22 protein-coding genes and 1 riboswitch are annotated in these 26,020 nt (G+C 63.0%); of the genes, 11 read left to right on the top strand and 11 right to left on the bottom strand.

Features of this window, described 5'->3' with window-relative positions; translation table 11 throughout:
- Window positions 1–122 precede the first annotated feature (122 nt).
- The 5 genes from AB4Y87_RS13370 to AB4Y87_RS13350 all read left to right on the top strand — a co-directional run bounded on the left by AB4Y87_RS13370 (window position 123) and on the right by AB4Y87_RS13350 (window position 3,891).
- A complete protein-coding gene (locus tag AB4Y87_RS13370; RefSeq protein ID WP_442004824.1) occupies window positions 123–1,331 on the top strand; it encodes a Re/Si-specific NAD(P)(+) transhydrogenase subunit alpha in 1,209 nt (402 codons plus the stop codon).
- Window positions 1,331–1,666: an NAD(P) transhydrogenase subunit alpha gene (locus AB4Y87_RS13365; protein WP_442004823.1), complete on the top strand. Its 336-nt coding sequence runs from the start codon at window positions 1,331–1,333 to the stop codon at window positions 1,664–1,666. Before AB4Y87_RS13370 ends, AB4Y87_RS13365 begins: the two co-directional genes overlap by 1 nt.
- Entirely contained in the window at window positions 1,663–3,036 is a 1,374-nt protein-coding gene (locus AB4Y87_RS13360) for an NAD(P)(+) transhydrogenase (Re/Si-specific) subunit beta (protein ID WP_442004822.1), read from the top strand. Before AB4Y87_RS13365 ends, AB4Y87_RS13360 begins: the two co-directional genes overlap by 4 nt.
- Window positions 3,037–3,162: 126 nt before the next feature.
- Complete coding sequence (locus tag AB4Y87_RS13355; protein WP_442004821.1) at window positions 3,163–3,417, top strand: hypothetical protein; 255 nt, start codon at window positions 3,163–3,165, stop codon at window positions 3,415–3,417.
- A gap of 117 nt (window positions 3,418–3,534) precedes the next feature.
- Window positions 3,535–3,891 carry a hypothetical protein gene (locus AB4Y87_RS13350; protein ID WP_442004820.1) on the top strand — a complete coding sequence of 119 codons (357 nt, stop codon included), beginning with the start codon at window positions 3,535–3,537 and terminating at the stop codon, window positions 3,889–3,891.
- Here AB4Y87_RS13350 and AB4Y87_RS13345 read toward each other — a convergent pair.
- The 11 genes from AB4Y87_RS13345 to speB form a co-directional block, all read right to left on the bottom strand.
- The gene (locus tag AB4Y87_RS13345) at window positions 3,888–4,625 is read right to left on the bottom strand and encodes a maleate cis-trans isomerase family protein (protein ID WP_442004819.1); all 738 of its coding nucleotides are present in this window, start codon (window positions 4,623–4,625) and stop codon (window positions 3,888–3,890) included. The genes AB4Y87_RS13350 and AB4Y87_RS13345 overlap by 4 nt on opposite strands.
- A gap of 8 nt (window positions 4,626–4,633) precedes the next feature.
- Window positions 4,634–6,073: an amidohydrolase family protein gene (locus tag AB4Y87_RS13340; protein WP_442004818.1), complete on the bottom strand. Its 1,440-nt coding sequence runs from the start codon at window positions 6,071–6,073 to the stop codon at window positions 4,634–4,636.
- A gap of 27 nt (window positions 6,074–6,100) precedes the next feature.
- Window positions 6,101–6,964: an aspartate/glutamate racemase family protein gene (locus tag AB4Y87_RS13335; RefSeq protein WP_442004817.1), complete on the bottom strand. Its 864-nt coding sequence runs from the start codon at window positions 6,962–6,964 to the stop codon at window positions 6,101–6,103.
- Window positions 6,961–7,644: a GntR family transcriptional regulator gene (locus AB4Y87_RS13330; RefSeq protein WP_442004816.1), complete on the bottom strand. Its 684-nt coding sequence runs from the start codon at window positions 7,642–7,644 to the stop codon at window positions 6,961–6,963. The genes AB4Y87_RS13335 and AB4Y87_RS13330 overlap by 4 nt, the downstream gene beginning before the upstream one ends.
- 103 nt (window positions 7,645–7,747) lie before the next feature.
- Window positions 7,748–9,097 (bottom strand): MFS transporter, encoded by a 1,350-nt coding sequence (locus tag AB4Y87_RS13325; RefSeq protein ID WP_442004815.1) that lies wholly within the window; start codon window positions 9,095–9,097, stop codon window positions 7,748–7,750.
- A 372-nt stretch (window positions 9,098–9,469) separates the two neighbouring features.
- Complete coding sequence (locus AB4Y87_RS13320; RefSeq protein ID WP_442004814.1) at window positions 9,470–10,369, bottom strand: amino acid-binding protein; 900 nt, start codon at window positions 10,367–10,369, stop codon at window positions 9,470–9,472.
- Between the two features lie 196 nt (window positions 10,370–10,565).
- On the bottom strand, window positions 10,566–11,018 hold the full coding sequence (mscL, locus tag AB4Y87_RS13315; protein WP_442004813.1) for a large conductance mechanosensitive channel protein MscL: 453 nt from the start codon (window positions 11,016–11,018) through the stop codon (window positions 10,566–10,568).
- 311 nt (window positions 11,019–11,329) lie between these two features.
- On the bottom strand, window positions 11,330–12,655 hold the full coding sequence (locus AB4Y87_RS13310) for a D-arabinono-1,4-lactone oxidase (RefSeq protein ID WP_442004812.1): 1,326 nt from the start codon (window positions 12,653–12,655) through the stop codon (window positions 11,330–11,332).
- A complete protein-coding gene (locus AB4Y87_RS13305) occupies window positions 12,652–14,169 on the bottom strand; it encodes an aminobutyraldehyde dehydrogenase (protein WP_442004811.1) in 1,518 nt (505 codons plus the stop codon). Before AB4Y87_RS13305 ends, AB4Y87_RS13310 begins: the two co-directional genes overlap by 4 nt.
- A gap of 12 nt (window positions 14,170–14,181) precedes the next feature.
- Window positions 14,182–15,621: a purine-cytosine permease family protein gene (locus AB4Y87_RS13300; RefSeq protein ID WP_442004810.1), complete on the bottom strand. Its 1,440-nt coding sequence runs from the start codon at window positions 15,619–15,621 to the stop codon at window positions 14,182–14,184.
- Complete coding sequence (speB, locus tag AB4Y87_RS13295; protein WP_442004809.1) at window positions 15,618–16,622, bottom strand: agmatinase; 1,005 nt, start codon at window positions 16,620–16,622, stop codon at window positions 15,618–15,620. Before speB ends, AB4Y87_RS13300 begins: the two co-directional genes overlap by 4 nt.
- A 178-nt stretch (window positions 16,623–16,800) precedes the next feature.
- Here speB and AB4Y87_RS13290 point away from each other — a divergent pair, with 178 nt between their 5' ends.
- From AB4Y87_RS13290 to AB4Y87_RS13265, 6 genes are all read left to right on the top strand, one after another.
- Window positions 16,801–18,315: a PucR family transcriptional regulator gene (locus tag AB4Y87_RS13290; RefSeq protein WP_442004808.1), complete on the top strand. Its 1,515-nt coding sequence runs from the start codon at window positions 16,801–16,803 to the stop codon at window positions 18,313–18,315.
- A gap of 74 nt (window positions 18,316–18,389) precedes the next feature.
- Window positions 18,390–18,488, top strand: a riboswitch (glycine riboswitch).
- A 148-nt stretch (window positions 18,489–18,636) separates the two neighbouring features.
- Window positions 18,637–21,483, top strand: a complete 2,847-nt coding sequence (gene gcvP / locus AB4Y87_RS13285; protein WP_442004807.1) for an aminomethyl-transferring glycine dehydrogenase — start codon at window positions 18,637–18,639, stop codon at window positions 21,481–21,483.
- 12 nt (window positions 21,484–21,495) lie between these two features.
- Window positions 21,496–22,632: a glycine cleavage system aminomethyltransferase GcvT gene (gene gcvT / locus AB4Y87_RS13280; RefSeq protein WP_442004806.1), complete on the top strand. Its 1,137-nt coding sequence runs from the start codon at window positions 21,496–21,498 to the stop codon at window positions 22,630–22,632.
- Window positions 22,633–23,146: 514 nt separating this feature from the next.
- The gene (gcvH, locus tag AB4Y87_RS13275) at window positions 23,147–23,530 is read left to right on the top strand and encodes a glycine cleavage system protein GcvH (protein ID WP_442004805.1); all 384 of its coding nucleotides are present in this window, start codon (window positions 23,147–23,149) and stop codon (window positions 23,528–23,530) included.
- Complete coding sequence (glyA, locus tag AB4Y87_RS13270) at window positions 23,527–24,846, top strand: serine hydroxymethyltransferase (protein WP_442004804.1); 1,320 nt, start codon at window positions 23,527–23,529, stop codon at window positions 24,844–24,846. Before gcvH ends, glyA begins: the two co-directional genes overlap by 4 nt.
- 413 nt (window positions 24,847–25,259) lie before the next feature.
- On the top strand, window positions 25,260–26,020 hold a 761-nt coding region (locus AB4Y87_RS13265), incomplete at its 3' end, for a serine dehydratase beta chain (protein WP_442004803.1).

Below are 26,020 nucleotides of genomic sequence, written 5' to 3'. Positions count from 1 at the left end.
CCCAGCTTCCACCGACCCTAATGGACTTGTCCACATAGCGCACCCCCCTACTCCCGTCCGGACCCTTGCGGCCATAGACTCATGCCAACTGGTTCCGGAGAGTTCCCGAAGAGGGGTGGCGGGTGAAAGCAGGCATAGCGCGCGAGGCACTCGACGGCGAGCGCAGAGTGGCAGCCACGCCCGAAACGGTCAAGCAATTGACCGGTTTGGGCCTTGATGTTCAGATCGAGTCCGGGGCGGGGCTTGCCTCCGGACACAGCGACGATGATTACCGGCAGGCCGGCGCTTCTGTTGTGCAGTCCTTGGATCTGGGATCCGTAGACGTTTACTGCCACGTGCGTCCCATGGAACCGTCGACGGCGGGAGCTCTCCGCCCGGGTTCAGTCACCGTCGGTTTGGGGTCGCCATCGTCGGAGTTGCCAACCGTCCGCGCGCTCGCCGCAGGTGGCATCACCTCCTTTGCGCTGGAACTGGTTCCCCGGATCTCGCGGGCCCAATCCATGGACGCCCTCACCTCACAGGCCCTGGTGGCTGGCTACCGCTGTGTCCTTGAGGCCGCGACGCGACTGCCGCGCTTCTTCCCCCTGTACATGACCGCGGCCGGAACTATTCCGCCGGCGCGAGTCCTGGTACTGGGGGCAGGTGTGGCCGGGCTCCAAGCGATCGGCACCGCCAAAAGGCTTGGTGCGCGCGTTTCAGCCAACGACATCCGTCCGGCCTCGGCAGACGAAGTGGCTTCCATGGGTGGGACTTTCATCAAGCTGGACCTTGAAACAGCCGAAGCTTCAGGCGGATATGCGCGCGAGCTCAGCGCAGACAGGGGTGCCTTGCAGCGTGCGCTCCTGACCCCGCACGTAGCGCAGGCAGATGTCCTCATCACCACTGCTGCCGTCCCCGGACGCCGGGCACCACTTCTGGTGAGCCGCGAAATGGTCCAAGGGATGCGCCCGGGATCGGTCGTAGTAGATCTGGCGGCTGAGTCAGGGGGAAACGTCGAAGGCAGCATCCCCGGGCAGGACATCCACATCCCCACCGCTGATGGGCAAGGCGAAGTGACCTTGGTGGGGCTCAAGGACCCAGCGTCCGCGATGCCCGGCGATGCCTCACGCTTGTTCGCCAAGAACGTGGCCAACCTGATCGCATTGATGACCCGGGACGGAGTTGTCGCCCCGGACTTTGAAGACGAGGTTGTGGCGGGAACCTGCCTCACCCACGACGGCGAGGTGCGGCACGCGCCAACGGCTGAGGCACTCACGGCGCTCGCGGGTGAGACCGGCCCCTTTGGCAGTGCCCACACCGCGGCCAACCCTGGCAGTGAAGGAGCGCATTGATGGATGGCATGAGTCTGCTGACGATCACCGTACTGGCAGTTTTCGTGGGCTTCGAGGTCGTCTCCAAAGTTTCCAGCACCCTGCACACACCGCTCATGTCCGGGGCAAATGCGATCCACGGGATCATCCTCGTGGGTGCGATCATCGTCGCTGGCCAGGCCTCTGATCCGTGGGTTTTGGCGGTTGCCCTGCTGGCTGTTGTCCTTGCCACTGCCAACCTTGTGGGCGGCTTCGTGGTGACCGACCGCATGCTGGAGATGTTCCGCGGGAGGCAACGGCCGCCGTCGCCAGTTGTTTCATCCGAGGATCATGCGGGTAAGGAGCTCGGCCGGTGACTCTTCTGGATCCCACCTGGACAGCTCTCCTCTATCTCGCAGCCGCAGCCTGTTTCATCCTGGCGCTCAAAGGTCTGAACTCACCGCGGACGGCACGGCGTGGAAACCTCATTGGGGCGTTCGGAGCCTTGTTGGCTGTCGTCACAGTGTTCGTCTCGGTGAAGCTGGACAACGTTCCGTGGATCGTTGGGGCAATAGCTCTGGGATCGGTGGTGGCCGCACCCGTGGCACGGCGCGTTCAGATGACGCAGATGCCCCAACTCGTGGCCCTGTTCAACGGCGTGGGTGGTGGCGCGGCCGCACTCGTGGCCTTACTGGAGCTCTCGCACACGGGTGATGCCTGGGTCCGCCTGGCCATTGTGTTCACGCTGCTCGTCGGGGCCGTTTCCTTCGCCGGTTCCGGAGTTACGTTTGCCAAACTCCAAGGGCTGATGACCACCCGGCCAGTAACGTTCCCGGGCCTGCCTGTGTTGATGGCCGTAGTGTTGCTGGCGGCAGTGGGCGCAGGGGTTGTGGTGATACTGAATGGCTCGTTGCTGCTCGCGCTTGCGCTGCTGATGCTTGGTCTTGTGACCGGCATCCTGCTGGTCCTCCCGGTGGGTGGTGCCGACGTGCCCATCGTCATCTCGCTGCTCAACGCCTTCACCGGATTGGCCGTGGCCGCATCCGGATTGGTGCTGGGCAACGTACTCCTGGTGGTGGCCGGCACCCTGGTTGGGGCGTCCGGCACCATCCTCACTCGGGCCATGGCCGCCGCAATGGGCCGCAGCGTTGCGGGCATCATGTTCGGTGCCTTCAAGGGTGGCTCCACGGCTGGGTCCACTGCGGTTAGTGAGCGCCCGGTCAGATCCTCCAGCCCGGAGGATGTTGCGGTGCTGCTCGGGTACGCCCAGCGGGTGATTATCGTTCCCGGGTACGGCTTGGCCGTGGCGCAAGGCCAGCACACGGCCGCTGAGTTGGCCTTGGCTTTGGAGGCACGCGGGACAGAGGTGGACTTCGCCATCCATCCTGTTGCCGGACGCATGCCCGGGCACATGAACGTCCTCCTGGCCGAGGCAAACGTGCCGTATGAGTCGCTGAAGGAAATGAGCGATATCAACCCGGAGTTCAAGACGGCCGATGTTGCTTTGGTGGTGGGTGCCAACGACGTAGTGAACCCTGCAGCCAAGACCACCTCCGGCTCGCCGATTTACGGAATGCCCATCCTGGAAGTAGCTGACGCCCGGCAGGTGGTATTCCTCAAACGGTCCATGCGTCCAGGATTCGCTGGCATCGAAAACGAACTTTTGTACGAGCCACAGACCACGTTGCTGTTCGGCGACGCAAAGGATTCATTGACCAAGGTGTTGGGCGCAGTAAAGGCGCTCTAGGAGGATCGGCCCTCTAATTTCGGGCCCAAATTTCGCGTCACGTTCCGACTGCTGAAGCCACATCTTTTAAACAGAAGTCTGCCCAGAAAGGAGACTGCGGAAAGATGCATGGCTAGGAGTCATCGATTGCAAGACGATATGAAGGATTCGACGCCGGATTCCCGCTTCGACAAACCACAAAGCAAGAGGGTGACAGATTGGAGGCCACTCGTTGGCCTGGACGTTCAAATCTGGCGCGGCAACAAGATCGTGGACCAAGGCCTGGTGGAAGCGGTGACCGCTGACGGCGACGTTTTATGGCTCAAACAAGAGGGAGCAACAAACCGTCGGCTTGTCATGAAGGAAGCCGGAACAGGGCTTCGGGTACGGCTCATCACCTGAGCACAAAGCCGGGGTGCCCGGCCTCGCACCCTTCCCGGCCATCCGCCGTCGTCCTAAGCTGAACCGTACGAGTTACCCAACCCATGCCGAACCGCCACATCTAAGCGAGGTTGCGCCATGACCGTCAAACTCAACAAGAAAGCATTCGATAACGCGAAGCATCTGATCAGCGACGGGAAGATCGTCAAGGACGTCCGGGATGACTGGAGCGAGCATGCCCCGTCCACCCAGGACGAGAATAAGTTCCTGGAGAAGCACGGCCAGGCGGAGTATTCCAAGTGGTATCTCGGTGTGGACGACGATCACCCGGATGACCAAAAGGGCCACTACAAATTCCCCTTCGGCGACTTCAAGAAGATCCACAGATGTGCGGTCATCTCTGCCGAGAGCCGTGCGGCGCAGAACGACTATGACGATATCCGGGATGCGCTCGGCAAGCTGCTCGAACGCATCGATGAGGACAACAAGGATTAGGCCACTGCGTCAGCCAGCAACCGCCCCCATCTCGGTTCCAGCAATGGAGCTCCCGCAAGTTTAAGTGCATGCCAGAGTGTCACTGCCACGGAATCGAGTACCGGGACGCCTGTTCGGGCTTCCACGTCTGCTGTGATGTTGGCTCCATAGAGGTTGGTGCACAAATAGACCAAGGCATCGGGATGAGCTGCAGCCAGCTCCAATGAACCCGGCAGCATTTCCTCATCAGTAACGCGGCCAAAGGATTCGTTATCGGTGAGATCAAGGTGCCGGTGATCGATCGTCTTGATGCCTTCTTTGGCATAGGACGCGATCACGGCCTCATTCACGTCTGCGGTGTAAGGCGTGAACAGACCAATTCGCTCGGTGCCAAAGGACGAGAAGGCCTCCAAGTAGGCGAGCGTGGACGTGGTGGCCGGTATCCCTGTGGCGTCGGTGATCTCACGGACCAAGGCGTGGTCGTGGGAAGCGCCGAGCCAGGATCCGGACGTGCCGTTCCATGCAATAACGTCCACGTTCGCTGTGGCCAGCAACTCGGCGGCGGCGCGCATCACGGAGGAATCGAATTGCTTGTCCGAGGAGTCGTCCAAGGCAATCCGGGTGACGGGGATGCGGGTTGAATGGATGGTTACATCCTGGCGGTCGCCAAGAATCCGGTAGGTCTGCGGCTCGAGGCAGGTATTGGAGGACGGCACGATCATGCCGATCCGGATGGGGCGGTTGTTTGAAGGCATGGTTGCTCCTAGGCGCTAAGGGATTCGGCAGAAGGAATGACGGGAACGGAGAGGGCGTCGCGGTGTTCCATGAAGCCGTTGCGGGACACGAAGCGACCCACCGGCCCGGGATCATGGAAACCTGCTTCATCAAGGACCACCCGTCCCGCGGAGATCACTACCGCTGGCCATCCACTGAGCGTCTTCCCCTCAAAAGGCGAGAAATCAGTCCCCATGTGCAACGCACCGCCGTCGACCTTTTGCTGTGAGGCGGGATCGAAGATCACGATGTCGGCATCGAAGCCTTCCACGATCGCGCCCTTTCGCGGGACTGCATTGATCCTGGCGGGACCTGCGGAGAAAACCTCAACGAAGTCCTCCACAGAGCCGCCCGACTCCGTGACCAGTGCCGTGAACGTCACGGGCATGCGGGTTTCCACGCCGGGGAGGCCGTGCGGCATGTAGCGGACATCGTCCGTGCGCTCGCGTTTTTGTGAGAGGTCGTAGCAGGAATGGTCCGAGGAAACCGTGTGGATGGCACCGGCAGCAAGCCGATCCTTCAACGCGGCTACAGTTTCGGCACTGCGCATGGGCGGGCAGCACGCGTACCATTCCGGGAACGCAGAACCGTAAACGGTGTCGTCCAAGGTCAGATAGTGCGGGCATGTCTCGGAGTATGCCTCCTGGCCGCTCTCGCGGGCTTCGGCCACCAGGTCCACGGCGCCCGCAGTCGACTGGTGGACAAAATAGACGGGCGCTCCGGTGTACTGGGCCATTGCCAGGGTTTCCTTGACCGAGATCTCCTCGGCAAGCTCGGGCCGCGTACGGTGCAAGTGCTCGATGCTGATCCGGCCATCCGCGGCGTGTTGTTCGGTGCAGTCGATGATGATGGAATCGTGCTCTGCATGGATGTACGTGAGGCCATCCAGGCGCACCATTTCACGCATGACCTTCAGGATGGTGTCACCGTCCGCCATGGTTGAGCCGCGGTTGGTGGTGTACATCTTCACGGACCTCACGCCCTCGGCCGCAAGCTGTTCAAGCTGCCACGGAACCGTCTCGTCCCACGAGACAACAGCGCCGTGCAGGGCAACATCGCAGCGGGACTCGGTGGCGAGGCGCTTCTTGTTCAGGACCGCTTCGAGCGGAGTCTCCTGAGCATCGCGGGGGATGCCGAAATCGATAATGGTGGTGGTGCCGCCCCAGAGTGCCGCCGTTGACGTGGTCCGGTAGTCATCCAAAGTGCGGAATCGGCCCGTCACTTGGGCAACATGGCAGTGGCCGTCGATGCCGCCGGGGATGACCAACTGGCCGTGGGCTTCAATGGTTCGTGCGGCCGCGGGAATGGGTTCGGCGGCGTCAATGAGCTGGACGATGCGTCCGCCGTCCACCACGACGTGGGCGGCTTGCCTGCCGAAACTGTTGACGACGGTGCCGTTGGCGATGACGAGATCGGGGAAGTGGGACATCGTTGTCCTCCTTGTTCTTGGAAGTTTTTAGCGGGASGGGAGGGCGGGCGATGCCGGAACCGACGCGGAGGAGAGGTGCGCGGAGTGGGCTGCTGACTGGGCCGCGGACTGAGCACCGGTCAGGGCAGCGTCGAGGTTTTCCGAAAGACCCTGCCGCCGCTTGACGGGCGGCGCTGCGAACGAGCCGCCTCGGTGAACGCCGGACTTCAACGCGACCACGGCCTCCGTCATGCGGATCCCGGCGGAAATGCCGTCCACCACGGGCACGGGGATTTGCCCTTCAAGCTCCCGGGCAAGCCCGGCAAGCGGCGCACCGGCAAGGATCACGACGTCGGCGCCGTCCTCACCGACGGCCTGCCGGCTGAGCGCCAGCAGGGTTTCCTTGAAATCTGCCTGCACCGACCCTATGGAGTTCAGGCTTTGGTTGATGGAGCGTATGGAAGCGAGACGGCCAGCAAAACCGAAGCGTTCCACGCAGTCCAGGTACCAGGCCTGGATACGATCCGAGATGGCGATGATCGAGAAACGGTGGCCTTGCAAGGCCGCCGCGCACAGTGCCGCCTCGGTGATGCCGATGACCGGTACGTCAACGAGTTCCTTCAGCGCAGGCATTCCTGGATCTCCGAAAGCAGCCACAACGACGCCGTCCACAGCGGCGGTGCCGCCATCGCGCCCAACGCTGGCGCCGCCGTCGTGCGCATATTCGGCGATTAGCTCTGCCACCGCGCCAGCGGCGATAAGCGACTCGAAGCGGGTTTCGATGTATTCGACGCCGTGCCCGGCTGTCCGAACGATCAATTCGGTGTCCGGCCCGGCTGAGCGCAAGGCCTCGGCCTGGATCAGGGCTGTGACGTCGTCACTGATGTTGGGGTTGATGACCAGGAGTCTCATGGTTTTTTCCGTTGCAGTTTGGGCTCAGTGTGGCTGGAATCCTCCGGGAACTGCTCGCGGTACTTGCCGATGTGCGACGCCGATTGGATAGCGGCCCGGTCAGGGTCGCCACTGGCGATGGCCGCGTACAGGTCGCGGTGTTCCTGAATGAGTTCCGGGAGATCGCTGACGTGGCGGAACAGCCAGTGCATGCGACCCTGGAGTGGTTCCAGCGCGGAGCGGAGAAAGTCGTTGTTGGCGATTGCCGTGATGGCATCGTGGAAATCGCTGTTGGCGCGGTGGGCTTCCAGGATGGAGCCCTTGGCCAGGCAGCGATCGGCCTCATCCAGCAGGCCGGCGAGGTGTTCAAGATTCTGGGTGGTGGCCCGCTTGGCGGCCAGCCGGCAGGCGAGGACTTCCAAGGATTGACGGACGTCGAAGAGGTCCTCCACATCCTTGGGGCTCAGGCCGCTGACTTCGGAACCACGGCCGGCGCGGTCCCGGATAAGTCCTTCCTGCCGCAGCATGCGCAGTGCTTCGCGGATGGGCAGTCGGGAGACGTTGAATTCGGCGGCGAGGTCGCGCTCCACCAGCCTGGTGCCGGGCGCATAGTGCCCCTCAAAAATCCTGGAACGGAGCGTGTCACGCACTGACTCCCGGAGGGGGCGGTCAGCGATGTTCGTGTCTTCTGCGGCTAGCATTTCCAGCTCCATTTCGTGATGTGTGAGGCAGTGCGCCCGGCGACCAGGTGGGCTTCCGGCCATCCCGCGGTTCAGGACCGTCCGGCCGGCCCGGTCAGGCGAGTTAGACCGGGAGTCGCTTGTTGTAATCCAAGACCAGGACGGAGATGCCCATGATCACGGCGGATCCAACAAAGTACAGCAGAGCCCAGGTGTAAGAGCCGGTGGCCCCGACAATCAGGCCTACCACAATCGGGGTGACGAATCCGGCGATGTTGCCGCTGAAGTTCATGGCCCCGCCGAGTACGCCCGCATTCGTGCGGCCGCCCAGGATGGACGGGATGGACCAGAACAGGCCAACCCAGCGCAGGAAGAACAGGACTACCGAGAGAAGCGCGACGGCGGTGATCGGGTCTGCGACGACCGTGACGCCTACGAGGCCGCCCACCACTACGACGCTGGAGATACCGAGGAGAGTGCGCATGACCCGGTTGGCGGAGGCACCGGATGCCCGCCATTTGTCGGCGATGATGCCACCGAGGATTTCGCCGACGAACCCGGCGCCGAAGATCACAAACGTGGACCAGCCGATGGTCTTCAGATCGAAGCCCTTGGCTTGAGCCAGGTACAGCGGGCCCCAGGTGAGCAGGCCGTAGAACACGCCGTTGAAGCCGAGCCAGCCGAAGCACATTGCCCAGAAGGAACGGAACTTCAGGTAGGGCAGCAGGGCGCGCTTGCCTTGCGCACCTTCCTTGGCAGCTTCAGCGTCGTCCTCGGCGTGTGAAGCCTCGATGTAGTCAGCTTCAGCGTTGTTGACACTCTTGTGCTGACGGGGGTTGTCGCGGACGTACCACCAGACGGCCAGGCCCATGAGAATCGTGAGGGCGCCGGCGATGATGAAGGACATCCGCCAGCTGCCGGTGGAGGCAATCAACCAGGTGATGAGGATGCCGCCGAGGCCAGCACCCAGGGGAGCACCGGCGTCGAGGATGGTGGCGCCGCGGCCACGTTCCTTCTTGTGCATCCAGATGGCGTTGAGCTTACCGCCGGCAGGCATGACGCCTGCCTCCGTCACGCCGATGCCCAGGCGGGCGATGAACATGCTGATGAATCCGCCTGCGAAACCCGAGGCGGCAGTCGCGGCGCCCCAACCAATGCAGGAAGCGGTGACCACTTTGCGTGGGCCAAACTTGTCGATCAACAGACCGACGGGGATTTGCATCAGGGCATAGGTCCAGAAGAATGCCGACAACAGAAGCCCCACAAGCTCGGGCGGGAGGTTGAATTCCTTCTGGATGATGGGCAGGGCTACGGAGATGGATCCACGGTCAATGTAGTTGACCGAGACAAGGACCAGGAGCAGGATGAAGAGCTTCCAGCGGACGTTGGTGCGTCGCTGCACGCCGTCCTTGCCGGTTTTGGGCTCGTTTTCCTGGTTTTCCTGGGTTGCCAGTTGGGTGTTTTGGGGAGACACAGCTTCTCCTTCAGAGGAGTCAACAGGGGTGGAATGTCTTGGGGTATGTCTTTGGGGGATGAGCCGGGGCGCGATATCGCTTCAGCTGGATCCGTGCCGGCGGCAACTGTTGCGATCCCTGCCCTTTTGGTAGCGGGGGCCGCAGCCGGTAGCGGGTCTATTTGGGATCCCGTTTTGGGATCCCAAAATCTAAGTTAGATGTGACGGGCGGCACGGTCAAGAGTTTTGGTATACCCAATCTGGAAACGGAATGTGACTGGGCGAGGATCCAGTGGCGCTCCTCCCCGGTTACTCCTGCCGTCAACACGCGAAAACCCGGCCTTTCCTGGGAAATTCCGGGCTTTCGAGGTGCTAACTGGGAAGGAGTGCTGATTAGCGCTGGTATGCCGAGCTTGGGGATGTGTCAGGACTGTATGCCAAAATCTCCGCGAGCTCAGCAAGCCGGTGCGCGCGAGCCGACTCGGCCGGGGTGAATGGCTCGCCTGGGCGGGAGAAGACCAGAGGTCCATGCCATGCTGTTGGAATCTTGAGGATGTCCGTTGAAGGCCCGACGCCGGCACTCGCCTCGGGTGCCGGATTCTCTGGATCGTTGGGAACTACTTTCGCGGACAGCAGTTCGGCGACCGCGTGTGGAAGCTCATTCGGATTCCCGGCAATACGGGTGGCGAGGCTCAGCGCCTTGGTTTGGCCATCAGCCATGGCGAGTGCCGTGGTGGGCCACACGTGGGACTCACGCCCGCCGCCGTCGTCGAGCGCTTTCAGCAGTTCATGTTCTGTGACCTCGCCCGGAGCGGAGAGGACGAACTCATCCATCACTATTTGCGAGACTTCTGATCCGTCGCGAGCCGGGCCGTCCATCGGGTGAACGTGAATGCTGAGGATATTCGTCTCCAGCTTGGCCAGGGACTGGGTGATTTTCTGCAGGGAACCGGGTTGGTCCCGCAGCGTGACCCGAGCACGCCACAACGCAGGCGCGGCATGTAGCTTGTGCCGCTGGCGGAGAGCCGGGGCATGCAACCAGCGGCGGAGGACCTTGGCGGCCGACGGTTCGGCCACCCAGATAACCAGCACTGTTGCAGTCACGGTCAGGAGCAGGACCTTGGCCACATAGGGGAGATGAGTTTCCACAACCGCGGCGTGAACCAGCAGCTCAATGGGAAGCATCACCGCGATGTTGGCCAGGGTGAGCCGGGCCTTGGGTGGTTCGGGCAACTGTCCGCAGACATCGCATCGGAGGTCCGCGGTGACGGGAGAGCTCGCTTTGGGCTTCATGGTTTCATGCTGCCCGACGCCTGTTTCGTGAGGGTTGCCTGCGCGTCACGTTTCTGGTTACTGGCGTCGAACGGCTGCATTCCTGCCCACTTACTACCTGCCCGCACCACGCTGGCAACGCAAAAGCCCGGCGCTCTCGCGGGGAGAACGCCGGGCTATGTGAAGCAACCGGGAAGGAGCGCTCGGGGAATTTGTCTTAGTGGACGGAATCCGAATCGAGGTCCGAACCCCGTCCGGTACCGCGATGGGCCGCTGCATCCTTCAGGAGATCGCGGATTTCGGCCAGAAGGGCGGTGTCAGCCGGCAGTGGCTCTTCTTCGGGTTCCTCGGTGGAGAGGCGGTTCTTGACCATTGAATTGATCTTGTTCATGGGCGCTACGAAGATGAAGTAGACCACTCCGGCGGTGATCACGAAGGTCACCATTGCCGTGAGCACGGCACCAAAGTTGATGAACGTAGCGGGGTTGTCCTGCCAGATCCGGAAGCCCAGACCGTCGGCGTTCACGCCGCCTGCAGCCGCGATGACGGGGTTGATGATGTTGGTGGTGAAAGCCGCGACGAGTGCGGTGAACGCACTGCCGATGACCACGGCAATAGCCAGTTCGATCACGTTGCCGCGAAGTATGAAGTCCTTGAAACCCTTAAGCATGGAAATGTCCTCCGATTGGGTGCGGGTGTCTGGCTCAAGCAGAGAACAAACTACCACTCCAAGGTTTCAAAAGGGTGTCAACGTGATGTGAGAGAGGGATCCCGCCAGGGGGTGGGGATGTGAGAGAGGGATCCTGCCAGGGGGTAGGGATGTGAGAGAGGGATGCCGCCAGGGGGTGTGGATGTGAGAGAGGGATGCCGGGAGGGGGTGGGGATGTGAGAGAGGGATCCGGCCAGGGGGTGTGGATGTGAGAGAGCATCGGGTTTGATCGATGTTCTCTCACATCGTGGCCTGTTTTCGAGAATGCTCGGTCAGGCGAGCAGCGCCCGGGTGTGGTCGTTCAGGAACATTCCCCTGGGGTCGAACTCGCGGCGGACTTGGATGAAGGTGTCCAACTCCGGGTAGAGGCGCTCAAGGCGACTCCGGGTCATGAAGTGGATCTTTCCCCAGTGTGCTCGGGGCTCGAATTCCTGCAGCACGGCATCGGCGTCCCGGAAGAACTGCCAGTAGTCGGTTCCTGGCTCGGTTGTCAGGGTGATGACCGTGCTGTCGCGCCCTTGGAACTGGGACATGTAGGCGTCGTCGGACTTCACCCAGCGGACTTCAACGGGGTACTTCTGCTCGGGATACTTGGTCCGGATCAGGTCCTGGATGGCCTCGACCGCCACCAATCCATCCTCGCTGCGGACGAAGTACTCGAGCTCGTGGAACTGGGTAGTGAAGCCGCCCGGGTAGATCCGGTAGGAGCGATCCAGCCTGGCACCCTCGACGGCGGAGAGCTCGCGTTCGTCCTGGACGCCCACAATGTTGTACCGCTTGGTGTAGCTGCGGTCGCCCATAGCGTGGTCTGGTGAACCAGGGAGGTCCAGAAGCTCGCAGGAATCTTCCTCCGGGCACCAAAGGAAGGAGTAGTGCCTGTTGGAATCGATATCGGTCTGCCATGTAGCCGTGGTTTCCTCCCACGTGGGGTAGGTGATCTGTTCCTGAAGGTAGTAGCTGTCCTCAACAGCCAACTCCACTTCCAGGAAGACGCCCAGCGTGCCCAACGCAACCTGTGCAGCCCGGAGTTCGCGGAGCTGACCTTCGCCGATTTCCACGATCTCGCCGTAGCCATTGATCAGCTTCACCCACCGGAGGTTGGACGAGAAGCTGCCCAGGTTTTTGCCCGAACCGTGCGTGCTGGTGGCCAAGGCACCGGCGATCTGTTGCTTGTCGATGTCACCTTGGTTCCCCAAAGCCAGCCCCTGCTCCCACAGGGCATCGCCGAAAGCGTTGATGGTGGTTCCGGCGAGGGCCCTGGCGCGACGCCCGGCCTTATCGGTGCCCGTGATCGCCGAGAGCCCGGACATGTCCATCAACACTCCGCCAGTCTGAACCAGCGGTGAGGACGAGTGCCCTGAACCGACAGCCCGCACGGGCAACCCTTCGCGGATGGCGAAACGGACGGCGTCGAGCGCTTCTTGCTCATTCCTCGGCCGAACGGTGAAGGCGGGCGTCGCGCTCTGGTTTCCGCCCCAGTTGGTCCAGGTCACGTCCGTCCCGAAGGGGGCTGAAGGCGTGGCGGCACCTTGCAGGGATGTCGGGCGGGAAACATTGGTGGTCATGGTGAAAGCTCCGTTGCTTGTCTGAATGCTCATGCGCCGTGGTTGATCATCACGTGCTTGGTGCGTGAGTAATCGTCCAGGGCGTAGAGGGAGAGGTCGCGGCCGTAACCGGATCCCTTGAATCCGCCCCACGGTACCTCGCATGCCAGGACAAGGTGCGCATTGACCCAGACCGTGCCGAAGTCCAGTTGCTTCGGAATCCGCAGGGAAAGGCTCGAGTCACGCGTCCAGACCGACGCCGACAAGCCGTAGGGGCTCTCGTTCGCGCGGGTGACGGCTTCTTCTGTGGTGCTGAAGGTCTCCACGGTGACCACGGGCCCGAAGATCTCGTGGGTGGCGATGTGGGCTCCGGCGGGAACGTCGGAGATGACAGTGGGCTCGATGAAGTAGCCGGGTCCTTCCAGTGCCGAACCACCAATGGCCACGTGGAGCCCCGCCTCGCGGGCTTCGGCCAAGGATTCCTTGACACGTTCAAAGTGGGGCCGGGAAATCATGGGGCCGATTTCGACGTCGTCGCCGGCGTCGGGTGCGCCGATCACCAGGGTGCTGACTTCGCGCACCAGGTGCTGGGTGAATTCCTCGGCCACGGACTCGTGCACCAGCACGCGGCAGGCAGCACCGCAGTCCTGGCCGGCATTCCAGAATCCTGCATTGCGGACGCCAGCAGCGGCGGCGCGGAGATCGGCGTCGGGGAAGACAACAACCGGCGCCTTGCCGCCAAGTTCCAAGTGGACGCGCTTGACGGACTTGGCCGCAGTTTCGGCGACAGCCTGGCCGCTCACGACGCTGCCGGTCAAGGCAACGAGGGCGATGTCCGGGTGCTCCGAAAGCCGCTGTCCCACAGTTCGGCCCTGGCCCGTGACTACGTTGAGGATCCCATCAGGGATGCGTCCGGCGAGCAATTCTGCCAGCTTCAGGGTGGACAACGGGGTCTGCTCGGAGGGCTTGAGGACGATGCTGTTGCCGGCGGCCAGAATCGGTGCGACCTTCCAGGCTGCCATCAGCAGCGGGTAGTTCCAGGGGGTGATGACGCCGACGACGCCCACGGGCTCGCGGAGGATCACGGAGGTGTGGTCAGTGGCGTAGTCGCCGCCGGCCATGGACGTCAGGGTCCGCGAAGCTCCGGCCATGAAGCGGAACGTATCAATGGTGCTGGTGACATCGTCCTCGGCCACCGCCTGCGGCTTGCCGGTATTGGCGGACTCAATGAGCTCGAACGCCTGCCGGTTCTCTTCAATAATGTTGGCGATCACGTTCAGGACGTCCGCGCGCTCCTTGGGGGTGGTGGCACCCCAGGTCTTTTGGGCGACGACGGCGGCCTGGACAGCGGCGTCGACATCATCCGCCGTGCCTGCCTGCACTGAGGCGATGACCTGCTCGTTGGTGGGGTCCACGACGTCGATCAGCTGACCGGTGGAGCCCGGGACGAAGGATCCGTTGATGAAGTGCCCGGCCGGAGGCAAAGGCAGGTTCCCGGCGTGGTCAGCACTGGTGCGTCGAACAGTGAATTGGACGGTTTCCGGGTGGGCAGTGTCTGTGAGGGTCATGACAATTCGCTTTCAGATGAGGTCTGGGGTGAGTGCAGCGGAAGAAAGTGAGGCGGCGTCCGATTTCTGACGGAAGATCCGGGCCGCGAAGTAGTAGAGGGGAGCAACAACCACCAGGCCGACGATCCAGGAGATGTCGACGCCGCCCAAAGCTGTGGCCATGGGGCCGGTGTAGATTGCGGTGGCCGAGAAGGGAACCTGGATGAGGGCGCCTGCCAGGTAGGAGCCGATGGCGACCCAATTGAACCGCCCGTACACGCCGCCGTCGCGCTTGAAGAAGTCTTCAACCCGGTAGTCGCCGTGCCGCAGAAGGTAGTAGTCCACCAGGTTGATGGCAGTCCAGGGGACCAGGACGTACATCAGGAAGGAGAGGAAGTTGGTGTAGAAGAGGATGAAGTTGTCGCGGGCGAACAGGGCGATCGAGACAGCTACGACGAAGAGGATGATCGCCGCCACGGTGCGGGTCTTGGCCCGTGGCAACCACGAGGGCTTGAACGTTTGGCCGATGGTCAGCGTGCACAGGACGCCGCAGTAGAGGTTCATGGCGTTGGACGCCGCGACACCCAGGCAGAAGATTCCCACGATGATCAGGGTCCAAGGCTGCAGCAAAGCGCCCAGGCTTCCAACAATTTCGACGTTGTCGGCGCTCATGGTCATGGCGAGCGTGCCCACCATGGCGCCGAGGATCATGGGGAACAACGTTCCCAGGACGCAGCCTGAGTAGGAAGCCCAGAACGCCGGTGCTGACCCCGTGCCCTGCGGCATGTAGCGGGAGTAGTCCGAGACGTAGGGTGCGTAGGCCAACTGCCACAGGGCCGAGACGGAGATGGTCCCCATGAAGCCGACCCAGTTGAAGTTGCCCTCCCCAAGGAAGCTGGCGGGAAGGCCGTGGACCACCAGGATCCAGACGAAGGCGAGCAACAATGCAAGGCCCGCTGCAACGCTGAGGACGCGGGCATAAGCGTGAATGAGCCGATAGCCGAAAATCGTGGCGATAACGCTGACCACGCCGATGATGATGATGCCGCCATCCACGCTGATGCCGGGGCTGACGGCGGCCATTGCTTCTCCGCCAAAGACAAGGTTGGCGGCGAAGAAGCCGACGTACATGACCACCACGATGACCACGATCAACAGGGCGCCGAAGGAGCCGAACTGGCCGCGGGTCTGGATCATCTGCGCAACACCAAGCTGCGGACCTTGGGCCGAGTGCAGGGCCATGAAGACGCCGCCCACTATGTTGCCGATGATGATGCCCACGAGCGCCGGCACGAAACCGAGGCCGAACACCGTTGTGGCGAGTCCGCCGGTCACGATGGTCATGATCATGATGTTGGAGCCAAACCAGATGGTGAAGAGGTCCCGGGCCTTGCCGTGGCGCTCGTTGAGCGGGATCGGCTGGATGGTTTTGTCCTCGAGGCGGGGAACTTCGGTTGTTGGCACGGTGCTCATGACGCACTCCGGGATGTCGAAGCCAGTTCACGGACAGCAGAGCTGGTGGCTTTGCTGCGGTTCACCATCAGGCCGAGAAGGTCGAAGACGAGCGTGGCCGCGGCGACGGTTGTGATGTCCGCATGGTCGTAGGCCGGAGCGACCTCGACGACGTCGGCGCCCACAATGTTGATGCCGTTCAGTCCGCGGAGCAGGGCCAGGAGTTCGCGGGAGTGGAGCCCGCCCATCTCCGGGGTGCCGGTCCCTGGTGCGAACGCGGGGTCGAGGACGTCGATGTCGATGGAGACGTAGACGGGGGTATCGCCGAGCCTGTCCTTCACCTGCTGGATTGCAGCCGGGACGCCGATAACATCCAGGTCTGAGCAGCGGATGATCTGGAAGCCGAACTCGTGGTCCCTGAGGAAGTCATTACGGTCATACACCGGGCCGCGGATGCCTACGTGCATTGACTTGTCCTCCACAAGGAGACCTTCCTCGAACGCCCTGCGGAAGATGGTTCCGTGCGTGATGGGCTGGTCGAAGTAGGTGTCCCACGTGTCCAGGTGAGCGTCGAAATGCAGCAACGCCACCGGCCCATGGACCTTGTTCAGCGCCCGCAGCATGGGCAAGGCAATGGTGTGGTCGCCACCGATGGAGATCAGCCGCTTGTCCTCACTGATCAGGGGCAACGCCTGCTCCTCGATCTCGCGGACTGCCCGGGAGATGTCGTAGGGAGTGCAGGCGATATCGCCGGCGTCCACAACCTGGGCTTCGTAAACGGGTTCGACGTCCAGCTCCGGGTGGTAGCCCGGGCGGAGGAGACGCGAGGCCTCGCGTACCGCGGCAGGACCGAAACGGGCGCCGGGCCGGAAGGAGGTTCCGCCGTCGAACGGGACACCGACGATAGCAATGTCGTAGTCCGGAACCCGGTCGATTTGGGGGAGGCGGGCGAAGGTGCCGAGGCCGGCATACCGCGGGACTTTGGTTGCGTCGACAGGGCCGATGGGCTTGTGAATTGTCATTGACGGATCCTTGGTGTGAGGGGGTGCTCGCCATTGAGCGGGAAGTAAGTAATTCCATTCTTCGTGACGCGGGTCACGGCGAATAGCGGTACATTGACTACAAATGGCCGAGGCGCTTAGACGAATGTCTAAACGGCCCGAAACGGCCCCCGGAATCATAGAGTCAGGACCCCATCCGATGGCAATCACCGTCGCAGAGCTCGTGGCTGAACCGCAGCTGGGACTCACCCTCCTGGCCGGTGACACAGGCCGCGACAACCGGATCACCTGGGCCCACACCTCGGACCTGCCCAGGCTGTGGGAATGGGTCACCGGCGGCGAGCTCATGATGACCAATGGGCTGTCGATTCCCGCAGACGCCGAGGGACAAGTGGCGCTCGCAGAGGCACTCATGGACAGCGGGGCAAGCGCCTTGGCGATCGGCGAGAAGATGCACGCGCCCCCGCTGACGCAGGAGTTCCTGACGGCCTGCGATCGGCTGCCGTTGCCACTGATCAACGTCCCGTACCCGCTGCCGTTCATCGCGATCGCCCGCTCGGTTGCTGAATCTTCCCTGCTCGAAGAGTCGCGGCGCTTGCGGCAGACGGCCAGGGTTTACGACCTTCTCCGCACGGCCGGAGCCTCCGAGGACCATTGGCAGAGCCTCGTCCAACGGCTCGCCACCGAGCTGGACGCGGAGCTGTTCGTGGTAGATCGCCGCTGCCTCCATCCCTGGCACCCGGAAGGGCAGGCGCTCCCGGGGTTCCTCGCGGATGAATGGGCACCGCTTTCCGGTCAGGTGACCTTGGCGGGTAAGAAGTTCCAGTGGCACCGGATCCGGGGACGGCACGTGCTGACCATGGACATCCCGACGCATGCCAACGCGCTCCTCGTGGTGCTGCCCAACAGCGAACCGCACCCGGACGCCGTCGTACTCCTGCACGCCGCAACCGTGCTGGGACTGCAGCTCTCGCGCATCGTTTTGTCGTTGGAAGGCCGCCACCGATTGGCTGGCGAGTTCCTGCTGCAGGCCATGGACGGGCGCTTGGGCGCGGCCGAGATGGAGAGCCGGCTGGCAACTTTTGGGGTTCCGCCGCAGGACTTCCTGCTCGTTTCCATGTCCGAGACCGCCGGAGACAAAACAGCGAACGACGGCGACAGGCTGGCCAACGTGCACATCGAACTGTGGCGGCACGGGGTTGCGTCGGCTTCGTTGAAGCGGAATAGCCGGCTGCACGTCGTGGTCCCCGCTGATGTGCCGGACGACATCCTGGTGCATTGTGCCGGGGCGGATGCAGCGATCGGAATCAGCGCTCCGGCGGCAGTGGCGGGCATTCAGCGCGCGCTGCAGGAGTCCCTCTGGGCGCTCGGATCGGCCCGGGCGAACAAGCTCGGATTGGCTCGCTACGCGCAAGGACCATCATGGCTGGGGCTGACAGGTTTCGAGGAAGGAACTGCGTTGGTCCGGCGTCTCTTGGGGCCGATTTTCGACTACGAGCAGAGCCAGGAAGGCGATCTCCTCGTCACGCTGAGGACCTATTTGGACTCGCAGCGTTCGTGGCAAAAGACCGCCGCTGCCCTGTTCGCGCACCGGCAAACCATCATCTACCGGATCCGGAAGATCGGCGAATTGACGGGCCTGGACATGGGTGAAACCTCCACGGTTGCCCAACTGTGGTTCGCTCTCCAGATCCATGAGGCAATGCATCGGTAGGTATCCCTTGCTTGCGCTTTTTCCAGATAACCCGCTATGGTGTGAACCGTGTCACTGACGTGACGCAATGCTTTTGATCTGTGGCGGGAGAGTCCTGCCGGTACATCCAGTCAGGCGCCGTAGGAGCAAATCCTCCCCAGGAATCTCTCAGGCCCACGTACCGCCACGGCGAGGCAACTCTGGAAAGCAGTCCGGGTAACCGGGCTCACCGACGGTGCAAGCAGGCAACCATTCCTGCGGAATCTCTCAGGTCCAATACAGAGCGGGGAGGAACCCACATCATCGTGGCGCACATAGGGCGCCTGAATCATGGAGTTCCTCTTGACTGTTCAATCAACCCCCACCGCTTTCGCGGACCGGCACATCGGCGCCAGGCGCCAGGCCGACGTTGACACCATGCTCAAGGCCATCGGCTACGACTCCGTAGACGGCTTGGTAGACGTTGCGGTCCCCGATTCCATCCGCCAGGACACTGCACTGAAGCTGCAGGACGCCCTCACCGAGGTGCAGGTCCTTGCCGAGCTGCGGAAGCTCGCGTCCAAGAACAAGACCGCCGTTCAGATGATCGGCCAGGGCTACTACGACACCGTCACGCCCCCGGTCATCCGCCGCAACATCCTCGAGGCTCCCGCTTGGTACACGGCGTACACGCCCTACCAGCCGGAGATTTCGCAGGGCCGCCTCGAAGCACTGCTGAACTTCCAGACGATGGTCCAGGACCTGACGGGGCTGCCCGTAGCCAACGCCTCGCTGCTGGACGAAGCCACCGCTGTGGCTGAGGCTGTGCTGCTGATGCGCCGCGCCAACAAGTCCAAAACTGCCAAGGACGGGAAGACCGTCCTGGACTCCGACCTCCTCCCGCAGACCATCGCCATTGTGAAGGGCCGGGCCGAAGCGCTGGGCTTCGAAGTGGAGATCGCTGACCTTTCGGCGGGCCTTCCCGACGGCGACATCAATGGCATCGTCCTGCAGCAACCGGGTGTTTCCGGCCGCGTATTCAATCACTCCGGCGTCATCGCGGCGGCCAAGGAACGGGGTGCGCTGGTCACTGTCGCTGCCGACCTTTTGGCGCTCACCCTCATTACGCCCCCGGGCGAACAAGGTGCCGATATCGCCGTCGGAACTGCGCAGCGCTTCGGTGTTCCGCTGTTCTTCGGCGGCCCCCACGCTGCATACATGGCTGTCCGCGAAGGTATGGAGCGGACGCTTCCGGGGCGCATCGTTGGTGTTTCCAAGGACAACGCCGGCGTCCCCGCGTACCGACTCGCGCTGCAGACACGCGAACAGCACATCCGCCGCGAGAAGGCCACGTCCAACATCTGCACGGCCCAGGCGTTGCTCGCCATCGTGGCCTCGATGTACGCGGTTTACCACGGTCCGGAAGGCCTGAAGGCGATTGCTGAAACTGTCCACGGCCACGCCCGTGTTTTGGCTGCGACCCTACAGAAGGCCGGCCGCGAACTCGTCTCCGAAGTCTTCTTCGACACCCTCACTGTCCGCGTGCCAGGCAAGGCCGATAAAGTCATTGCCGCCGCCGAAGCCCGCAGTATCAACCTGCGTCGCATCGATGCTGACACGGTTGGCGTTTCCCTCGATGAAACCACGACGCCGGAGGTCCTCTCCGCGGTAGCCGTCGCTTTTGGTGCCGGCCCGGTGAAGGACGCTGCCGGGTTTGAGCTGCCGTCTGATGTGCTCCGCACCAGTGATTTCCTCCAGCACCCCGTGTTCAACACGCACCGTTCCGAGACGCAGCTGTTGCGCTATATCCGCAAGCTGTCCGACCGGGACCTCGCCTTGGACCGCACCATGATCCCGCTGGGTTCCTGCACCATGAAGCTCAATGCCACGGCCGAGATGGAAGCCATTTCCTGGCCCGAGTTCGCCTCGATCCACCCGTTCGCTCCGGATCACCAGACTGCTGGCTGGCGCGAGCTTATTGAAGGACTGGAAGCCGACCTCACCGAGATCACCGGCTACGATCAGGTCTCCATCCAGCCGAACGCCGGTTCCCAGGGTGAGCTCGCGGGGCTCCTGGCGATCCGTGGCTACCACCTGTCCCGCGGTGATGACCAGCGAAACGTGTGCCTGATTCCTGCTTCTGCCCACGGCACCAACGCAGCATCTGCTGTGCTCGCCGGCATGAAGGTTGTTGTGGTGGCTACGGCCGCTGACGGCACGATCGATCACGCAGACCTGGCGGCCAAGATCGAGGCCAACAAGGACGTCCTGTCCTGCATCATGATCACGTACCCGTCCACCCACGGTGTGTACGACGCCGACGTTCGGGAGGTTTGCGACTCCATCCACGCTGCTGGCGGACAGGTATATGTTGACGGTGCAAACCTCAACGCGCTCGTTGGGCTCGCCCAGCCGGGCAAGTTCGGCGGCGACGTGTCCCACCTGAACCTGCACAAGACGTTCTGCATCCCGCACGGCGGTGGCGGACCTGGTGTTGGTCCGGTTGCAGCCAAGGCCCACCTGGCACCTTTCATGCCTGGTGATGCGAACAATGTTTCGTCTGAAGGTGGCGTGGCCATCTCGGCATCGCGCTACGGCTCCGCGGGCGTGCTCCCGATTTCCTGGGCTTACGTGAAGCTGATGGGTGGCCAGGGACTCACCGAAGCGACCAAGTCTGCGCTGCTCGCGGCCAACTACGTCGCCTCCCGCTTGGATGAGCACTTTCCAGTCCTTTACACAGGCGAGGGTGGGCTCGTGGCCCACGAATGCATCCTGGACCTCCGCGAACTGACTGCCCGCACAGGCGTCACGGCAGAGGATGTTGCCAAGCGCCTCATCGACTTCGGTTTCCACGCTCCCACCCTTGCGTTCCCCGTTGCGGGCACTTTGATGGTGGAGCCGACCGAGTCCGAGGACCTGGCTGAGATCGACCGCTTCATTGAAGCCATGATCACCATCCGTGCCGAAATCGAGCAGGTGGCCGCCGGCGATTTCACTGTTGAAAAGTCGCCGCTGCGCAACGCGCCGCACACGGCTGCCGCCGTCGTGAGTTCTGCTTGGGACCGCGGCTACACGCGTGAGCAGGCAGCGTTCCCGGTCCACCACCTCAAGCAGGACAAGTACTTCCCGCCGGTCGGCCGCGTTGACGGCGCCGCCGGGGACCGGAATCTTGTGTGCTCCTGCCCTCCGCTCACGGACTTCGAAAACTAAGGATTCACCGTCATGACTGAGAACTACACCGCTCTTTATGAGCAGCACAAAAAGGCCGGCGCGTCCTTCACGGATTTCGGCGGCTGGCAGATGCCCCTGAAGTACGAGTCCGAGCTTGCTGAGCACCACGCAGTCCGCAACGCAGCTGGCTTGTTCGACCTCTCCCACATGGGCGAGGTCTGGGTCAGCGGCCCGGACGCGGCAGCGTTCCTGGACTTCGCGCTGGTGGGCAAGTTGTCTGCGGTCGCCGTGGGCAAGGCCAAGTACTCGCTGATCTGCAACGCCGACGGCGGCATCATCGACGACCTCATCTCTTACCGTCGCCCCTCTCCCGAAGCAGGCGTGGATCAGTACCTCGTGGTCCCGAATGCGGGCAACGCCAAGGTCGTTGCGGCGGCACTGCTGGAGCGCGCGGCCGGCTTCGACGTGGTTGTGGAGGACGCCTCTTCCGAGACGTCCCTGATCGCAGTGCAGGGCCCGAACGCCGAAGCCATCCTGCTGACCTTGGTTCCCGCCGAGCAGCACGCCCTGGTGACGGAACTGAAGTACTACGCGGCCGTTGAAGTCTCCATTAACGGGCAGGACTTGTTGCTCGCCCGCACCGGCTACACCGGCGAAGACGGCTTCGAGATCTACATCCCCAACCTTGACGCAGCTGGCCTTTGGGAAGCACTCCTCGAAGTCGGCGAGGGCCACGGGCTCATCCCTGCAGGCCTTGCCGCACGTGACTCCCTCCGCCTCGAAGCCGGAATGCCGCTCTACGGCAACGAACTCTCCCGCTACGTCAACGCCTACGCCGCAGGACTGGGCCCCGTAGTTTCCCTCGCCAAGGAAAGCGACTTCATCGGCAAGGAAGCACTGACGGCGATCAAGGCCGCCGGCGTCGGATCCACTATCGGCCAAAAGCTCGTCGGCCTCAAAGGTACAGGCCGCCGCGCCGCCCGCGCCCACTACTCGGTCCTCAAGGACGGCTCCCTCATCGGCGAAGTCACCTCCGGCCAGCCGAGCCCAACACTCGGTTACCCGATCGCCCTGGCGTACGTCGACGTCGAACATTCAGCGCCGGGAACGATCGTCGAAGTGGACCTCCGGGGCAAATCGGAACCGTTCGAAGTGGTAGCCCTGCCGTTCTACAAGCGGGTCAAGTAGGTCAAGTAGGTCAAGCGGGTCAAGTAGCCCGGTGGAAGTGACATCCTCCGCGGGCTCGGTCGCAGAAGCGCCCGCTGGGCGGACGGTCAAGTAGCCCGGTGGTGCCGACCTCCTCTGCATGCTCCCCACCGTCCCCCTCGCCTCGCAAGCTCGGCCAGGGAACCCGGACGGCGTGGCCCCCGTCGAATGTAGCGCCCGCTGAGCGGACCCGACGCTCCCTTAGACGCATGCTGCCGGAGGCCGGCACCACAGGGGCCGTGCGGCTCACCTTGCGCACGGGGACCAGTAGACCGAGGCGACCTGCTGAAAGGCGGCTTCCAATGCCTTGGTTCGCGGGCTTTTCTGAAGGTGAGCGGCATAACGGTGACGGTCGGCCGGCGGACAGCGGATTCCGGAAGCGTGCGTCAAAGCGACGAAGGAGCAGCACGCGGAGGAATTCGGTGTCCGGCACCCAACCCAAGTACCGCCGGGATCACGAACAGTTTTCAAAACACACGAGAAGTTAGGAATTGGAATGAGCAAAGTAGTTGCCGAGCTGAAGTATTCGGCCGAGCATGAATGGGTTGCTTCGGATGGGGCCGGGCCTGTGGGGATTGGGATCTCCGCCGTTGCTGCGGATGCCTTGGGCGACATCGTTTATGTGGATCTGCCCGAGGTTGGCTCCACGGTTACTGCGGGGGAGACCTGCGGTGAAGTTGAGTCCACGAAGTCCGTGTCCGACTTGTACTCGCCCGTGACGGGTGAGGTGACTGAGATCAACGACGCCGTTGTCGATGATCCCGCCCTGATCAACAACGATCCGTATGGCGCTGGCTGGTTGTTCAAGGTGGCCGCCACGGAAGAAGGACCACTCATGTCGGCCGAAGAATACGCTGCAACGAACGGTGGCGAACTGTGAACCCGGCAGCCGTGACCGAATTCGAGCAGGTTGTTTCGGCGTCGTTGGATGCGCAGCTCGCTGAGCTGGATCCTGAGATCGCCGCAAAGATCGACGACGAACTGGGCCGCCAGCGCGACGGCCTGGAAATGATCGCTTCAGAGAACCACACGGCGGTTGCCGTGATGCAGGCTCAGGGATCCGTGCTGACCAACAAGTACGCCGAGGGCTACCCGGGCAAGCGGTACTACGGTGGCTGCGAGCACGTCGACGTTATCGAGCAGCTCGCGATCGACCGCATCAAGTCCCTGTTCGGCGCAGAGTACGCGAACGTTCAGCCGCACTCCGGTGCCCAGGCCAACGCGTCGGTGATGCACGCGCTGATCAAGCCGGGCGACACCATCATGGGCCTGAACCTGGCCCACGGCGGCCACCTGACCCACGGCATGAGGATCAACTTCTCCGGCAAGCTCTACAACGTGGTCCCGTACGGCGTCCGCGAGGACACCCACACCGTGGACATGGCCGAAGTCGAACGCCTGGCGCAAGAACACAAGCCGGCCCTCATCGTTGCCGGCTGGTCCGCTTACGCGCGGCAGTTGGACTTCGCCGAGTTCCGCCGGATCGCTGACTCCGTGGGCGCCTACCTGATGGTGGACATGGCTCACTTCGCCGGATTGGTTGCAGCTGGCCTGCACCCGTCGCCGGTCCCGCATGCCCACGTCACGACGTCGACGACGCACAAGACCCTCGCCGGTCCTCGTGGAGGCATCATCCTCTCCAACGACGCCGCCATCGCCAAGAAGATCAACTCGGCCGTGTTCCCCGGCCAGCAAGGTGGTCCCCTGGAGCACGTGATCGCTGGTAAGGCGGTCGCGTTCAAGATTGCCGCTTCCGAGGAATTTCGGGAACGTCAGGAACGCGTCCTTGCTGGCGCCCGGATTCTTGCCGAACGCCTGATTCAGCCGGACGTTGCCGAAAAAGGGATCACAGTTGTTTCGGGTGGCACGGACGTGCACTTGGTGCTCGTCGACCTGCGCAACTGCGAACTCGACGGCCAGCAAGCCGAAGACCGTCTCGCCGCAATCGACATCACCGTCAACCGCAACGCTGTCCCCTTCGACCCGCGCCCGCCCATGGTCACCTCCGGCCTGCGCATCGGCACCCCGGCGCTCGCTACCCGCGGTTTCGGGGAAGCAGCCTTCCGCGAGGTTGCGGATATCATCGCCGAGGTTTTGATTGCCGACGCCGATGCGGACCTTTCCGGGTTGCGGCACCGGGTTGATGCGCTGGCGAAGGCGCATCCGCTCTACCCGGGTGTTTCGAACCTCGCGTAAGTCGCCCGTCGGGTCCGACATCCCCCCGCATGCTCGGTCGGGTTGGCCCGTCGGGTCCGACATCCTCCGCGGGCTCGGTCGCATATGCACCCGCTGAGCGGATGCGATGCTCCCTTAGACGCCCGCTTCCGGATGCCGGTCCCGAAGGGGCCAGCTCTTGGGTCGGCCGGTCCGGATGCCCGGGCCAATGGGGGCCGGTGGTCGGGTTGCCGTGTTGGGACGGGACCGCGGGCTCGTTGGCTTGTGTTGGAGGGGTCTACCTGCCGAGGGTGTTCCGTAGGGGCCGGGTTGGTTTGGGAGCGGCGGTGCAACTGCAACGCGGGGTCACTCGTGGCCCATGCGGGGTGTGTTTGGGGGCCATAAGTGACCCCGGGTTGCTTTAGATATCTTTTGTTTTGAAAGGGATCACGGCTATGGCTGTTGGTGTTTTCGATCTGTTCACCGTGGGCATTGGCCCGTCGAGTTCCCATACTGTGGGGCCGATGCGGGCTGGGGCGGTGTTTGCCCGCGAGCTGCGTGAGTCCGACGTGCTCGGGTCGGTCGTGTCCTTGCGGGTTGACTTATATGGGTCGTTGGCTGCGACGGGTAAGGGACACGGCACGTTCACCGCGGTGTTGCTTGGGCTGGAAGGCTTCGACCCCGAGGAGATCCTGCCTGACCAAGTGGAGGAGCGGTTGGCCTCCATCGCAGAGACCGGGAAGCTCAATCTGGCTGGTGGCCAGCTTCTCGAATATGCGGTGGAGGATATGGTCCTGCATCCGTTGACTGTGTTGCCGCGGCATACGAATGGGATGAAGTTCGCCGTGGCTGATGCCGGGGGCAACACCCTGCGGGAGGCGACGTTCTTCTCGGTGGGTGGCGGGTTCATTGTCCGCGAGGGTGAGGAAGACGCAGCGCGGGCGGAGTTGGAGGAGACGAAGGCGGAGCTGCCGTTGCCGTTCCGAACCGCTGCTGAGCTGCTGGGCCGCTGCTCGTCCAAGGGCCTGGGGATCAGCGACATCATGTTCATCAACGAGCGTGCGTCCCGGAGTGAGGAGGAGATCCGGGAGGGTTTGCTGCATATCTGGCACGTGATGGAGGCGTGTGTTGAGACGTCGTTGAAGCGTGAGGGTGTGTTGCCCGGGGGGTTGAWGGTCCGTCGTCGTGCTCCTGACTGGTTGGAGCGGTTGTTGAA

The organism is Paenarthrobacter sp. RAF54_2, from assembly GCF_052113945.1.
Lineage (GTDB): Bacteria > Actinomycetota > Actinomycetes > Actinomycetales > Micrococcaceae > Arthrobacter.
This window is presented reverse-complemented; position numbering and strand designations above follow the sequence as displayed.